Here is a 13,731-nt window from a genome sequence, read left to right on the forward strand (position 1 = left end):
TTTATTTTAGCTCTTTGTCTTCTTTTCAGCGTGAAAGAAAACCTTTGCAGTCTAGGAAGGGCGAGCACCAGCGCACAGACCTGCGGGCGAATTCGAGGGTTTGTCTACACGCTGAGAGACTCATGATTGAGTCTGTTTCGCTTGCATAAACTGATCAATGACACGTAATGCTTTTTCTGTTCCACCTGCTGTTTGGAAACTTTCTTCAATCTTTTCAATTCCAGCACGGTACGTGTCACTTCCCAGTACACTTTCTACAGTATCTCTCAACTGCTTTGCTGTCAGCTCGTCTTTATCGAGTGCACGAGCAGCAGAGAGATCCGTCAGTCTTTTTGCCACCATCGGCTGATCTTTGTCAACTGGGATGACAACCATTGGAACATGATAATGAATACCTTCATTGACACTATTCATCCCGCCGTGGGTCACAAACACATCTGTCAGTTCAAGGACTTCAAGCTGCGGCACATAAGGCTCGATGAGAAAATGAGATGGCGCTTCTTTTAGGAGAGACATGTCGATTTTTTCACCAGTTGCGAGAATCACTTTTCCATCAAAGTCGGCAAAGGCATCAATACACATATTAAAGAATGCTTCAGTATCTCCAAGAACCGTTCCCATTGAAATAAAGACAACCTTCTCCCGCTCAAGCGCTTCTAATGGGAAATCGTGCTGGTCAGCACGTTTTAGAAAACTCGGTCCAATGAAAACAAACGAATCATCCAATGCATCAACAGACGGCTGAAAATATTCACTTGTATACACCATATTCAGCTCTCCACGGTTTTTCATGAATTGCATCAAATGCTTTGGCTGAACGCCAAAACGTTCATGTATTTCTTCTAACAGATGAGCCGCCTTCTCATCTTTTCTGTATAGAGGTGTATCAAAATGCGCCTCCTGCAGCACAAAAGAAGGATTCGAACCAATGCCTGGAATCTGTAAGTAATCCCGCACAAGCTCACCTGCTCCAAACATATCAAAATAGACCAAATCAAATGAATGCTGTTGAGAAAGAGTTTCCACCACTTCTAAAATGTCTAATGACGTTTGCAGCATGGCATGGAAAAATGGCTGCATGGACTCTAAATCGCTTTCTTCGACACTTAATGTGCGAATATAATCTGGATGTATATGTACGTGAGCGCCTAAGCGTTTGATCCGCTTTTGATAATGGACAGTTGTGACCACATGCACTTCATCACCTCGATCAACAAATGCTCTTATCATTCCTAACATTGGGTTCACATGTCCTTCAGCTGGGAACGTAATCATTAAAACCTTCGCCACAAGAATCCTCTCCTTATTGTCAATTCCCTTCCATGTTAATCATATACAGTGATCGGGCTCAACAAATACGCCTGAAAAGGGCAGAAATGAGTCTTATGGCTAGTATTTTAAGAGGATAGCAGAAAAAAAGACAAAGCCTCCTGTTTAAGTGCTTTATCTTTTTTCTATTAATTTTTGATCAGCATTTGTTTAAACGCAGCAGACTGTTTTTCAATTGAGATTGGATCAGCATAGATAAATTCATTGATTGAATAGGATAAAACATGTCCTTGTTTCACTGCTTTATTCTTCTTCCATACACCGCTGCTTGTAATATCAGGATTCGGTGCTTTTCCATCCTTTGTTGGTACAAGTAAATAGTCACCTGTATACTCATTCATCTCTTCTAATGAAATACCGAGATACCCTTCTTTTGGTAGGGCTTTCTCTGCTTTTTCAGGCAAACTGAATCCATACCCTTGATAGATAACCTCTCCTCCACGACCAAAGTCTGTACCAAATAAGTACACCTGCTTAGGCTGCACATCCATAATGGAAAACGTCTTGTCTTCACCAATTTTTGCTTTGACCTCTTTGCCGTCTTTTTTCAGCTGCTCGTCCATTTCTTGTATTTGTTTTTTCGCTAACGATTCTTTTCCAAGAATCTTTCCGATTTCAATATGCATCTCTTTGAAGCTATGCTCACTTGTTGTGAAAGTAATTGTTTTTGCGATCTTTTTATATTTCTCAACTTGATCATTTTGTGAATAAGCAATGATGAGATCAGGCTTCAGTTTGGCGATTGCCTCCACATTTTCTATCGGCACCCTCTTCACACCTGTTTCATCTAAAAAGGATGATTTAGGATAAACATCTGTCATGCCAACAGGTGTCACACCTAACTTTTTAAAATTTCCAAGCTGCGCTGTTAACACAACAATACGCTTTGGCTTGTCAGGAATGGTGATCTTTTCACCCGTTTCAGTTGTATATGTACGAGTATTTGATTCTTGTTCTTTATTGTCTTTCTGCCCGCAAGCCACCAACAATACTGCCAGCAGACTCATAAGCCAAATCATTTTTTTTCACTGACGAAACCACCTTTAATTGAGAATGATTATTAATTATAGCATAAATAGTTTGGTATAGATGTAAAGTTTTAGAAGTGAACGCCACTCTTAATGGAGAAGGGTTTGAGAGACCTTGTTCTATTGTGAACTAGGTCGAGCATGAACTCGAAGAACGTATAATTGACATTACTTGAACCAACACGATGGATGGTTATTTGAATTGAGGACAGTTATTCAAACATAGAAATTTTAGGGTCTTTATCGTAACAGTGAACAAGCATAGCGTGTACTTGCCCCCTATGATGATAAACATGTGCTAATATCTCTAACAACCATTCATACCTTGTATATGTCACACCCCAATAGGAAGTGGTACGAGACAGTAGTTCTGTGTCCGATAATTTCATATAATTATTTTTTAATGAATGAAAATTAGTCATTAAGCCATTTTCTATCGACTTTACAGTTTTATATGATACATTAGCATAAAATGTTTCCATCTCTTCTTGGGTCGCCTCATTCGCAATACGCCAGTCAGCTTCACAAATGATCGCAATGTGTTCCAGCAACTCTCCGATAGACTGCTTATGAGGTGTTGGTCTTTTTTGTAAATCAGTTTCTTCTAATTGCCTTACTATTTTTATCAATGTTTTAACAGCTACTTCAATTTGATGTAAAACACTTTCACAATTCATTAGTGCCTCCTTATGAATGAATTCTGCCCTTTTCGTTGAACAAGCTTTGAGAATATTGTTGATGCAATGATTTTACACCAATTAAACTTTATTTGATCGCTATCATAAAGAAAATTTGTCTTTTTAACAATTGTAATCTGTGTTTTTCGATAAAAAATGAACTACTTCACTTAAACGCTGATACATAGTGAAGAGTTCCTCTCAATTTACTCACACAACACCACTCATAAAAAACAAAAAACCCTTTATTTCAAAGGGTTTTCAGCTTCTTTCATAAATGATCAATCGAATCCTATCGGATACTATAGACGCGCTCGGAGGGATTCGAACCCCCGGCAGACGTGGTACCGGAAACCTATTGCGGAATTTAATACGATTCTTATTACGAAAGCCTTACGTACACTTATTTCGGATAACGGTCCGTATTATTTCGGACACGAATCCGGAATGTAATCAATGCGATTATACACCGGATTTTACATATGGTCAATTACGTTTGCCACACGATGTGGCGATCAATCCGCTTCAAGAAACGCCTCGAACGCCTCTAATTTACCACGCATTTTCCTACGTTTTGCCTCGCTTGCTGCCCGCTGGAACGAAATATACACGTAGTCATCAAAACGCATAATTTCGTTCAATTTCGCTTTGAGTATCGTCTTATGCCACGCATCTACGAAAGGCTCCGGATCATGCTCGATCATTAACGAAGGATCTACGGAAGCCTTAGCACGCAATAACAAGCCGTAATATTTATAGATTTCTGCTGCGTCAAAGTAACGACTCATAGCGTTGTAGATTTCCGTTGGCAACGAGTTTTTCAGCGCTTCAGCCGGCACCGCAGCCGTATCTTTAACGTGCTTTTGATATTTAAGATTAATAGAATCCGATGGTTCATTTTCGATTTTTGCCGTCTCAACCGTTGGTGCATCGGCATTTTCCTGCGCTGGTCGACTGGTCATTGTCGACTGGTCATTCGCAGCTAACGGTAAGATGACGATTATGTTGGCGCCCTTGCCTCCGTTGATTTTACGAGTCGTCGCGACTTTCTTTACGATGTTCAACGAGGCTAATTGATTAAGAACGCGGCGTGCCGTCTTAACGGATTTACCGATTAGGTCGGCGAGCGTTTCCGCTTTGAGATGCGCTGCGCCTGCGAACTTGACCGCATAACGTGCGATCTGCTTAAGTGCGGTTCGTGCCGTGTCGGATAGGTCGTATGAGTTTCGTTTGATGTGTTCGTAGACGGCCGTGTTTAGGGCCTGCGTCGATGAGAACGTTTGATGTTCCGCTAAGTAATGCATTTCGATTCCGCCTTTCGTAATTTACTGTTAACGTAATTATAGTTACGGAAAACAGAATTGTCAATTACGTATTGCGTAATAAATAAAAAAAGATTATACTTAGCGTAATGAATATCGGAGGTGGCTTACGTTGAGGCTTCGCATTAACGAGTTATTGCAAAAGCACGGATACACCCAGCAGAAGGATTTCGCGGAAAAGACCGGACTGTCAACACGCACTGTGAGCGAAATGTGTTCCGGAAAGATGAAAAGATACCCGAAGGATGTTCTCGAGAAGGTAATAAAAGAGTTCGAACTAACGGACGCGAACGATTTGTTTGATATTTCCGATTGATAAACGAACATATATTCGGTTATAATTTAACCGGAGGTGTCGCCTATGTGGGACGAACGGAAGGATCAGAACCGCTGGCAAATGAAGTTTATATTGCCGGAGCACAACGAAGCTTTGCGTCAGTTGCATCTTGCGAAGCAGAAAATAGAACGGCCTGTATTGAGCGAAGAACAAGTCGAAGAATTTGAGTTCGCTATTTCTTCGGCGGTGAGCGAAGACCTGCCGCTGGATTTCGAGTTATACGATGACGGCTTCATTCGCGAAGTAATTGGGCGCGTTATATACGTGGATCATCTACGGAAGGAATTTCGTGTGAAGGATAATCGAGGCGATACTAATTTCGTTAAGTTTGCGGATATACTAAACGTAAAAAACGCCCCATCCGGCTAGGGACGGGGCTTTTCGTTCAAAAGGTAATTTTTCGTTTGAAGTTTATCAAAGACTCATCAGAGGAACCGGAATCATCAAAGATAGTCACTTGTAAATCAATTTCTTTAATATTTTTATAGTCAACATCTTCCAGCGACCAGTACGTCAGACTCTCAAAAGCATCCCCTTCGTGAGCCAATTTCCGGTAACTTTTATCGTAATCAATGTAAGAAAGGTCTCTCGGGCCTAACGAAGTTTTTGAGTTCACACGTATAGCACGCGTAGCAGCAGCGATCGTATATGTATTATCTTTAGATTTATTTTGAAAAGACAAACTAACCCCTATGAGGCCCTTCGCGAAATGTACCTTATCAATAGTTATTTCCACGCCATTAATTTCACTTTTATAATTCACTTCAATAATGTGTAAATCTTTGGGTAGATCGAAATTAAGCTTACCCACCGTGCTGTCACTGAAGTCATAGCCTATATCTTCATTGAACTCAGATACTTTTACGCCTCCACACCCTGTTAGAAGTATTAGTAAACTAGTAAAAATCAAAAAATATACGGAAATCTTCTTTATATCCTCCGCCTCCCCTCCGTTTAATTATACGTTATTGTTATGTAAGACGGCTACCTACGATTTATACGTAAGCAACCGCCGAAAGTTCCGCTTATTTCTTGCCGACCTCATCTAGCGCTTTTCTTTCGCGCGCCTTCTTAGATACGTCGTTGTTTTTCCAGTACGCTAATAGCGAAGTTGCCCCGAGAAACAGCAACGCAATAAAGTCGGACACTGCCGCTTCATCTACCGGAATCGTCTGCACGCCAAACATCGTCAGCCCGCTGTTTACGAGAGCCAACGCAAGCAAAATAAATCGAGTCACCGTTCCTGCGCTAATATTCGTCTTCATACGCTATACCCCGCTTTCTTTAATGCCGCCACCAGTTTGGCGCGTGTTGCCGGTCCGTAGATGCCATCGTTTGCAATGCCGGCCTGCGTCGACTGGAATCGCTTAACTGCGTCTGCCGTTTTCGGACCGTAGATGCCGTCAATTCCATTATTCTTCGCCCCTTTGTTCGGGTAGAAATAAACGGCTGCCAGTGCGTTCTGAAGTTGCGTAACGGATGACCCACGACCACCTTGACGGATGACGCCAGTAGGTACCGTTAGTTTTTTAGCCGACGCCTTTGGTTTAGACGTTTTCACCGGCTTAGTCGCTGCGCCCGTTTTAGATGGCGCTTTGCTTCCGTTTAGCGCAGCGAGTTCTTTAGCAATCGCTTCTTTCACCGCTCCCCAACGACCTTCATCGAGTACACGGTGCGGACAATGCTTTCCGCTCCAATCTTCGTGCTTCTTCACGCGATCAACGCCCCAGCCGCGCTCTTTTAGAAGCTGCGCAATGAATTTGATCGCTAATGCTTCCGCTTTTTTGTACCGCTCGCCGCCGGATTTTGAATAACAAACCTCGACGCCAATTGACGTTCTGTTTCCGCTATTAGCGCCGCTACCGTCTCCGCAATGCCAAGCGTTTCTATTTACCGGAATCCCCTGACGAACCTCTACGTCATCCACTGCGAAATGATACGAGACCTGATTACTGTTACCGTTCATATACGAAATCTCGTTTTTTGCCGAGGCATCATTTGCAGTATTGTGGAACGTGATATACTTTGCGTCCATTGAATTCGGGCATTTAATGCCGTATTTACTCGGAGATACAAGATCCTGCGTAACTTTAATCGTCATATAATCGTCTCCCTTTTCGTTTTATCTATTTAAAAAGCGCAATGCCAACCGATAGCAATAAACCTACCACCGTCAGCATCACGCCCCATACCCATTTCGTATTTGCGCGCATGTCTGCTATGTCTGCGCGGTTTTCCTTCGCCAATGCCAGCGCTTCGTCTGCTTTCTCGTCCGCTTGGTCTGCTTTTGTTTTAACATCGTTGAAATAATCGACCTTCGTGTCAATACGAACGAGCCACTCACGAATATCCGAAATCTTTTCGTTTAATTCGGTATTGCTCGGCTCCGCCATAAGAACGTCTCTCCTTCCAAAATAAAAAGCCTACGCTTCTACGTAAGGCTCACCCGTAATTTCTTCGTATTGATCCGGCGTAATTTTCTTCATGACGACCGCGGCTGCGACTTGTTCCTTCGTCCAATCTCCGTCTGCATAAAACTTCTTGATGATCGCGAACCAATTCATTAAATCACCCCTCCCATCATTAGCGTAAAAACCAACTCGGCATGCTGCTGTCGTAGAACTTCGATTTCAGACGGCGCTGCTTCCGGAAATAGGCTGTCGATGTACTCTTGCGTTGCACCCTCGAACCACTCTTCCGTCTCCGGATCGAATGTCGCGATAAACAGACCGTCTTGTGGTTTGACGGGCGTGTATCCTTCCGGAATTTCTTCGCCGTTTTCTATATCAACGAGTATTTCTCCGGCTGCTTGCCATACATAATTTTCATCGTATTTATATACGCGTATCATTAAAGCACCTCCTATACTTTCGCCGCCCTAAAACGGAAGCCAAACGTTATAAAATCGTTCGGATTAGCCGTATTAGAACACGATTGAATGCAAACCTTGCCGTCTGTTCCGATATACGTACGGTGGTACTGCGGGACGTTTGTCGTTCCTACACTCGAAGCTACTCCGATAAAATGCATTGATTGGATCGGAAAATAATCCGGTAGCAACGTGAACGCCGCAACGTTATTGCCAAGCGCCCCACCTGCGATTGAACCGATAATCTCAACGATACCGAATGCGTCTTTCGTGTAGCGCAACGTGTGAGGAAATCCGTCCGGCGATACGTATTGCTTCCACCCATTGCCTAACGACGGCGTTTCCCAAACAACGGCGGTGTCTTTCGTATCTAAAAGGCGCCTCCATCCGCGGAAAGTGCCTGAACCGAAGGTATTGCGCCAAGTAGTTCCGTCGTTACCCATCGCCAATACTTCGCCGACATTATCCTCCGCGATCTGAAATCCGCGAAGCGAGGCCGAGTTAGGTCCGTTTGCTGACGTACTATTTCCGTAGAAAGTAGCCGTCCGAGCCGTTAGTAAATCCGTATATAAGTCCTTGCCGGCTAGGTTGAGTTTAAAAGAACCGGTATCAGCCGTTAGCTTCCGGAGCTGCCCCGCATTCCACTTCGTCTTATCGTCTGCGGTAACGTGCAGATCTAGATTGTTCGCGTGAAGATCGACTTTCTGTTGGGACCCCGACGTAGTTTCCTTCGAGTTCCATGTCGACCGCTCTTCGTTAGTTACGTGCTTTACTGCATCATTTGCGTGTGCGGTTACTTTCGCTTGGGCGCCGACCGTCGTCTCCTTGGCGTCCCACTCCGCTTTCTTCTGAGGCGTTACGTGAACATCTGTGTTTTCTGCATGCGCATCGACCTTTTCCTGCGCACCAACCTTCGTTTCAACGTTATCCAGGTCTTCAAACTTCGCTTCGATTTCCGCAACGGTTGCAACAACGTCGTCGTAAAGATCATTAATCTGACCGCGCAGTGTTTCAAAGTCATCGATGTAGTACTCCGCGACGGGGACGATGTCTTGGTCGATGAGTGACTGCTCGATGTTGAAGCCGAATTTATGAATCGAAAGCGCCTGCCCGTCCGTGTAATACAGAACCAGCTCAGCTTTTACTGCGCCGTAATGACGAATTTCGTCCGCACCTAAAACATATTCGGCTAGTCCTTCCGGCTTATTAACTAGTGTGATTGCTCGAATAAAACGGCTTCCATCCGCCATCGCAAGCACCAATTTACCTACGACCGCAGACAACGGCAAAGGGACGCCATCTTTCGTGAGTTTAAAGGACAGGCGTGCCGTGTTTATATCTTGCGTGCTGAATTGTATGGCGGCATTGATAGGCCGCTTTGTTTGCGCATTGACGTCGAAAGACAAAGCGCCATCTTTTGCTAACATCCGTTTTCCTCCCTTTAAATAACGTTCGCAGTCGAAGTGATCGGGTCGATGCTGTTGTCGTTATAGCTGTCGTCAAAGCCCGCACCTTTTACGTAATTTCCGTACGATGAAATTTGCGAGCATGTATTCGTCAGATAAATACCGTGACGCATTCCTAGACCGGTTATGTCGTTAAATGCGCACATAGATCGGGCTACGCCGGATAAGAAAATGATTCCGTCATAACCATCGCTTTCGGTCGCCCTCGTTCCGACATCTACGAGCGTATTAAAAAAGACGCGTACTCTTCGCGATTCTCCTGATACGGAGATCCCGGAAAAGCCTACGTCTTTCAGAATGTTATTTGCGACCGTTACGTTATTGCATAGGCCTTCTTCGATACGAATTCCGTTTCCTTTGACGCCCCGCAGCGTATTTGCCGTAGCCGATCCGTAGGTGCTGCGCGTTATAAGAATGCCGTGGTGTCCAACGTTATCGACTATGTTATTTCCGATCGTATAGTTGTAAACGTCGGAGATGTGTATACCGTGTCGTTCAACAACGCCGTCAATTACGTTTCCTGAGATAACTACGTCATCAATCGTCTGATAACCTTTACGGCCATATACTTGAATCGCGTGATTCTTCGTGATGTTCGTGATTGTATTTTCGGTGATAATGTGGTGCTTCGTTTTATTAACGCGCCCCGTCGGATTTCCGTTTGCATCCTGCGTATACTGCGACGTGACTCGCGGTAGTAGGATTCGGATTCCTGACGCGCAGTTGTTCAGTCTGTTTCCGCTGATTCGCGTATCATGCCACTTGTTCCCGCTTATTGCGTACTCAGTCGTGTCCTCAATCACGTTGTCTAAGATACGGATAACCGAATACCAAACGCCGTCAGTTGACGTATGAGAATCGACTGCACGAGCCCAGCCGCCGAGTTTGTTAGATTTTCCGAAATAGTTTCCACGAATGACGATGTTTCTTGTGACAGTCTGATCGTATGACCCGAACGCGCCGAAGTTTGCGGATGAGCGCATTAAATCGAGCTGAATAGCTGCCGAGAACCACCGATCGCCTACGTAGTCCGCATAGCCTTTAAATTTAACGTTCTCGATCAAGACGTTTTGGTTGCCGGCGCAGTCAAATGCATGCCCACCTACGACATCAAGTACGGTAATATCTCGAATGATAATTCCGTCAGCATGCGCAAACCCGAATACGGAGCACTGCTGCTTGATTACCGCGCCGTTACTATCGAAGGTGCCGCCGCCCTCAATTACGATGTTTCCGTGGCCGTTATAGCCGCTGAAATTATCCGTTTCAAGTCCGTTGACTAGCATAGATCCTACGAAGTTCCGTTTGATAACTGCGCCGGCCTGGACGATTAACCGCGTATTTCTGAAAATCCGAAGCGTTCGCGTTTGCGTATAGTTCCCGGGCGGAACCACAAGCGTAATAGGCGTTGATTTCGATAGGTCAAGCGCCGCTTGCATTGCGTCGTCAAAGTTTCCGTATTTCTCTAAGTACGGACGCAACGAAATAAATACGGCCATGTCTTCGATCTTTTTCAGTAGTTTAGCGAAATCATAATCGAAGCGATCTTTCGCCGTCGGGTGCGTAGATGCGTCAAGTGCCACACGCAGATCAACGACTTCTTTGACGTCCTCACCGTCATGATTAACGACTAGATTCGCAAAGCGAGCGTTTAAGTTATCAAAGCGATTAGCAGCCGTAAAAAGCCCGTGCTGTATTTGCTCGGACTTGTGTGCGGGCGATGCGTTTTTATGGGCGTTTAGCTCGGCGGTCGCTTTCGTAAAACCCTGTTCGATACTGTCGAAGTTATCGTTCAAGTTATTACGTGCAATACGATCCCAAGCCGATGCGATCCGCTTTAAAAATACGTTAGCCATTTAGTGCCTCCTTTATTTTGATTCTAGCGCGGCCACTCTCGCAGTAAGCGCCGATAAATCCGATACAAGTTTGTTAAGGTCTACGTTTGCGCCGGAAGAACTGACGATGACTTTCGATAGTTTAATGAAATCTGCCGAAGACATTAGGCCGGCTTTTGATGCGCTAGCCATGTCTACTTGCGGCTTACCGTCCGGACCGACTACAATGCTTTGTAGCTTCTGATAATCGTTCGACGTCATCAATCCGTCTGAAACCGCCGTCGCCGGTCCGTATTTCGGAATAGTTGTCGGGTCATAACCGTCGTCAAAGTTCGCATCGCTTCCGATACGTATTCCGGAACCTACCGATGTCCCTTTTACTTTTCCGGACGCATCAATCAACTTGGATACGCGCTTCTCAGTCTTCCGAAAGTTTTTCATGTCCGTTTTAATATCGCGTTTCAGCTTTCCGAATGTGTAAACTGGGGACTTATTCGGATCTGAATAGCGTTCAACTCCGACAACTTTAATCCGCTTGTTGATTCCGAACGGATCGATCATGCACCATACGTAGTCGCCTTTGCGGATGTCTTGGACGCCGAAATGTCGAAGCTCCGTATACGTCAGCGTCAAAGATAGCTCGATCGTATCCGTTAGTTCTTCCTGTAAGCGGAGTTCTAATTCGTCGGCATTCTTGTCGGTGTAAGCATCATCGCGAATAGGGGCAGCGTGCTTAATTCCGTAGATTTCGGCCAGCGGACTCGTATATTCAAGTTCGACCGCATATGCTTTCGTTTTGTCGTTCTGTTTACCGAAGCCGCGGATATACGTCTTCAACGAACTTGTATCGATCTCAACCGATTCGTCGCGCGAATTGAATTTATAACGAATCTGATAATCGGTGTCTCGAGCCAATTCCTTCGCAATGACAACCGTTTTGCCTTCGAAGGCGTATTCCGCTTTGTATTTATCGAGTATGTCTCGCAGTAAGTCGTTAGAGAAACCATCGCCGAAATCTTCGAGTTCGAACGTAGCGTCAAGGCCTTCCGGTGATATGTCGTATGAATAGCCGGACCCTTCGAGGGCGATCGCAACCATATCACCTATGGTCATCTTCTTTTTCTTGCCGGATTTGCTATAAACGTAATTGTCGGCGAGGTCAATTAACGGCTTATAGACGCCTGATGCTTCGATCTTTATCGTTTCATTAACCGTGACTGGACGCGTCTTCTTGATGACATATTCTTCGCCGTCACAAACGAGTATGTTTTCGTTCTCGATCAACCCGAATGAGTGTTCGTTGTTTCTCGTACTCAAAACCGACACGTCAAGCGATTTCTCATTCTCGGCCGTTTCCCGAACCGTACAATCGTAGTCGGTGAGCGCCTCAACTTCGCCTCTTACCGTTTTTATAAGTAGCTCCATCGCGCCACCTCCTAGAAATAATAGAATCGGAAATCGAATTTGATTTCGAAGGACCCGCTCGTTCCCGATAGTATAAATTCGTTCCAGCCCGGCTCGAGTCGAATCGTCTGCCGGTTTGTATCTCCGAAAATGCTTACACCCTCTTTTCGTGCCTTGACGCCGTCCAATACGATCGTCTCTTTAGCCGTCGAATCTCCGGTATATTGCCACGCATCCCCCGTCGTTTTGTTCGTGATCTTCAACTTAGACGAAGCGCCCTTATACGAAATGACGAACGGTAGCTCTAACGGATCAATACGAATAGCCCCCGCATTGTAAATACGGAAGCTCTTTGATGTATGTTTGTAAGTCGGAATAGTATCCGTTAGGTTTTCGCCAAACTGCCAAAGACTCGTGTCAAATGTGAACGGGTCCTGCGTCGTTCCGACCGATTCGCAATAAGGAGATGCGCTTTCGAACGTCAGTGTAAAATCGGCCACGCTTCCGCTTCTTTCCGGATCAAAAGAATCGCTCAATTCGACTCGCCATCGTTTTTTCGGATTGCCTTCCGCGACTAGATAAAACTCGGATTCCTGATAAAGAGCGTTATATATTTCGTCGCGCAGCAAGTAGAAGTCGGCTGCGTCTTCGGCATACATCGTACATTCGGCTGTGATGCGCCGATTTCCGAAATCTTTGCCTGTTCGATAAGAACCGTTTTTCCCCGGTATGTTCTCGTAGGTAATGTTTGGGGCCGGCGCCGATACAACCAAGCTACGTACTAAAACCGATAGATCCCTAGCCATATCAATGATCGTTCCATTGCGATACTGAATACGGAAGTTTGCATCCGAACGCGGGATCGCTGAAGATCGCCCGAAAACAATATCCGGCGAGAACGCATCTTCATTAAAGTTTTCGTCTATATCAACTACGGACGGTTCCGGCTTTGGTTGCGCTGGCTTATCAACGTCGGTGCTCGTATCCGTTGTCTTTTTCGTGTCATACTTCGTTAAGTTATGCGTCGCGATAATGTTGTTCAGTTTCGTCGCGTATGCTGGGTCCGTCGCATACCCGGCCTTAACGAGAGCCGCCGTCGCTTTGCGATAGTTCGTCTGACCGACGACGGCTTTATAGTGATTCGGGTCCCAACTCGTTCCGTTAATGTATAGTTTCGCGAGGTCCTGCATGGATTCGTACCAAGACGGATACTTACGGAAGTCGGCGTAAACTTGCACGTTTCTTCCGTTATACACTTCCCACGTCAACATTCGAATAGATGCGCCTTTGTACGAGCCTTTAACACCGAATAGGTTTTTCCCTTTCGTAGCCAAGCCCGAATTTCCGTAGCCGGATTCTAGGCAACCTTGCGCAATGACAAGCGACGCAAGTATATTGTAATTCCGGTATATTTTCTGCGCGTCCGGCGCTATCGCTTTAATAAAACTAGCGTTGCTCAACCGC

16 protein-coding genes are annotated in these 13,731 nt (G+C 45.2%); 2 read left to right on the plus strand and 14 right to left on the minus strand.

Annotated features, from left to right (window positions below; translation table 11 throughout):
• Positions 1-120: 120 nt before the first annotated feature.
• From N521_RS01910 to N521_RS01925, 4 genes are all read right to left on the minus strand, one after another.
• Positions 121-1,290 (minus strand): macrolide family glycosyltransferase, encoded by a 1,170-nt coding sequence (locus N521_RS01910; RefSeq protein ID WP_035389468.1) that lies wholly within the window; start codon positions 1,288-1,290, stop codon positions 121-123.
• Positions 1,291-1,457: 167 nt separating this feature from the next.
• Positions 1,458-2,348: an ABC transporter substrate-binding protein gene (locus N521_RS01915; protein ID WP_035389469.1), complete on the minus strand. Its 891-nt coding sequence runs from the start codon at positions 2,346-2,348 to the stop codon at positions 1,458-1,460.
• 221 nt (positions 2,349-2,569) lie between these two features.
• Positions 2,570-3,034, minus strand: a complete 465-nt coding sequence (locus N521_RS01920) for a DinB family protein (protein WP_035389470.1) — start codon at positions 3,032-3,034, stop codon at positions 2,570-2,572.
• A gap of 515 nt (positions 3,035-3,549) precedes the next feature.
• On the minus strand, positions 3,550-4,338 hold the full coding sequence (locus N521_RS01925) for a helix-turn-helix domain-containing protein (RefSeq protein ID WP_035389472.1): 789 nt from the start codon (positions 4,336-4,338) through the stop codon (positions 3,550-3,552).
• Between the two features lie 130 nt (positions 4,339-4,468).
• Between N521_RS01925 and N521_RS01930 the strand changes: the two genes are divergently transcribed.
• Positions 4,469-4,672, plus strand: coding sequence for a helix-turn-helix domain-containing protein (locus tag N521_RS01930; protein ID WP_035389474.1), 204 nt, complete (start codon positions 4,469-4,471; stop codon positions 4,670-4,672).
• A gap of 45 nt (positions 4,673-4,717) precedes the next feature.
• Positions 4,718-5,062: a YolD-like family protein gene (locus N521_RS01935; RefSeq protein WP_035389476.1), complete on the plus strand. Its 345-nt coding sequence runs from the start codon at positions 4,718-4,720 to the stop codon at positions 5,060-5,062.
• 16 nt (positions 5,063-5,078) lie between these two features.
• Here the strand turns inward: N521_RS01935 and N521_RS01940 are convergent, their stop codons facing one another.
• From N521_RS01940 to N521_RS01980, 10 genes are all read right to left on the minus strand, one after another.
• Complete coding sequence (locus tag N521_RS01940) at positions 5,079-5,603, minus strand: hypothetical protein (RefSeq protein WP_035389478.1); 525 nt, start codon at positions 5,601-5,603, stop codon at positions 5,079-5,081.
• 115 nt (positions 5,604-5,718) lie between these two features.
• Positions 5,719-5,958 carry a phage holin gene (locus N521_RS01945; protein ID WP_035389480.1) on the minus strand — a complete coding sequence of 80 codons (240 nt, stop codon included), beginning with the start codon at positions 5,956-5,958 and terminating at the stop codon, positions 5,719-5,721.
• On the minus strand, positions 5,955-6,794 hold the full coding sequence (locus N521_RS01950) for a peptidoglycan recognition protein family protein (protein ID WP_035389482.1): 840 nt from the start codon (positions 6,792-6,794) through the stop codon (positions 5,955-5,957). Before N521_RS01950 ends, N521_RS01945 begins: the two co-directional genes overlap by 4 nt.
• A gap of 25 nt (positions 6,795-6,819) precedes the next feature.
• Positions 6,820-7,086: a hemolysin XhlA family protein gene (locus N521_RS01955; protein ID WP_024426116.1), complete on the minus strand. Its 267-nt coding sequence runs from the start codon at positions 7,084-7,086 to the stop codon at positions 6,820-6,822.
• 30 nt (positions 7,087-7,116) lie between these two features.
• On the minus strand, positions 7,117-7,257 hold the full coding sequence (locus tag N521_RS19015) for an XkdX family protein (protein WP_081832161.1): 141 nt from the start codon (positions 7,255-7,257) through the stop codon (positions 7,117-7,119).
• Entirely contained in the window at positions 7,257-7,544 is a 288-nt protein-coding gene (locus N521_RS01960) for a hypothetical protein (protein WP_035389484.1), read from the minus strand. The genes N521_RS19015 and N521_RS01960 overlap by 1 nt, the downstream gene beginning before the upstream one ends.
• An 11-nt stretch (positions 7,545-7,555) precedes the next feature.
• Positions 7,556-8,989 (minus strand): phage baseplate upper protein, encoded by a 1,434-nt coding sequence (locus tag N521_RS01965; RefSeq protein ID WP_035389487.1) that lies wholly within the window; start codon positions 8,987-8,989, stop codon positions 7,556-7,558.
• A 14-nt stretch (positions 8,990-9,003) separates the two neighbouring features.
• A complete protein-coding gene (locus N521_RS01970; RefSeq protein ID WP_035389488.1) occupies positions 9,004-10,884 on the minus strand; it encodes a right-handed parallel beta-helix repeat-containing protein in 1,881 nt (626 codons plus the stop codon).
• A 12-nt stretch (positions 10,885-10,896) separates the two neighbouring features.
• Entirely contained in the window at positions 10,897-12,288 is a 1,392-nt protein-coding gene (locus N521_RS01975; RefSeq protein WP_035389489.1) for a phage tail protein, read from the minus strand.
• 11 nt (positions 12,289-12,299) lie between these two features.
• Positions 12,300-13,727, minus strand: coding sequence for a glucosaminidase domain-containing protein (locus N521_RS01980; RefSeq protein ID WP_035389490.1), 1,428 nt, complete (start codon positions 13,725-13,727; stop codon positions 12,300-12,302).
• Positions 13,728-13,731 lie beyond the last annotated feature (4 nt).

The sequence above is a fragment of the Bacillus sp. UNC125MFCrub1.1 genome, assembly GCF_000701305.1.
Classification (GTDB): domain Bacteria; phylum Bacillota; class Bacilli; order Bacillales; family Bacillaceae; genus Bacillus; species Bacillus altitudinis.

What these genes read in the sequence shown, in the direction of transcription:
- N521_RS01920 (WP_035389470.1), bottom strand. Translation starts at nt 3,034, where the DNA reads ATGAATTGTGAAAGTGTTTTACATCAAATTGAAGTAGCTGTTAAAACA.
- N521_RS01960 (WP_035389484.1), bottom strand. Translation starts at nt 7,544, where the DNA reads ATGATACGCGTATATAAATACGATGAAAATTATGTATGGCAAGCAGCC.
- N521_RS01915 (WP_035389469.1), bottom strand. Translation starts at nt 2,348, where the DNA reads ATGATTTGGCTTATGAGTCTGCTGGCAGTATTGTTGGTGGCTTGCGGG.
- N521_RS01955 (WP_024426116.1), bottom strand. Translation starts at nt 7,086, where the DNA reads ATGGCGGAGCCGAGCAATACCGAATTAAACGAAAAGATTTCGGATATT.
- N521_RS01935 (WP_035389476.1), top strand. Translation starts at nt 4,718, where the DNA reads ATGTGGGACGAACGGAAGGATCAGAACCGCTGGCAAATGAAGTTTATA.
- N521_RS01945 (WP_035389480.1), bottom strand. Translation starts at nt 5,958, where the DNA reads ATGAAGACGAATATTAGCGCAGGAACGGTGACTCGATTTATTTTGCTT.
- N521_RS19015 (WP_081832161.1), bottom strand. Translation starts at nt 7,257, where the DNA reads ATGAATTGGTTCGCGATCATCAAGAAGTTTTATGCAGACGGAGATTGG.
- N521_RS01970 (WP_035389488.1), bottom strand. Translation starts at nt 10,884, where the DNA reads ATGGCTAACGTATTTTTAAAGCGGATCGCATCGGCTTGGGATCGTATT.
- N521_RS01965 (WP_035389487.1), bottom strand. Translation starts at nt 8,989, where the DNA reads ATGTTAGCAAAAGATGGCGCTTTGTCTTTCGACGTCAATGCGCAAACA.
- N521_RS01950 (WP_035389482.1), bottom strand. Translation starts at nt 6,794, where the DNA reads ATGACGATTAAAGTTACGCAGGATCTTGTATCTCCGAGTAAATACGGC.
- N521_RS01975 (WP_035389489.1), bottom strand. Translation starts at nt 12,288, where the DNA reads ATGGAGCTACTTATAAAAACGGTAAGAGGCGAAGTTGAGGCGCTCACC.
- N521_RS01925 (WP_035389472.1), bottom strand. Translation starts at nt 4,338, where the DNA reads ATGCATTACTTAGCGGAACATCAAACGTTCTCATCGACGCAGGCCCTA.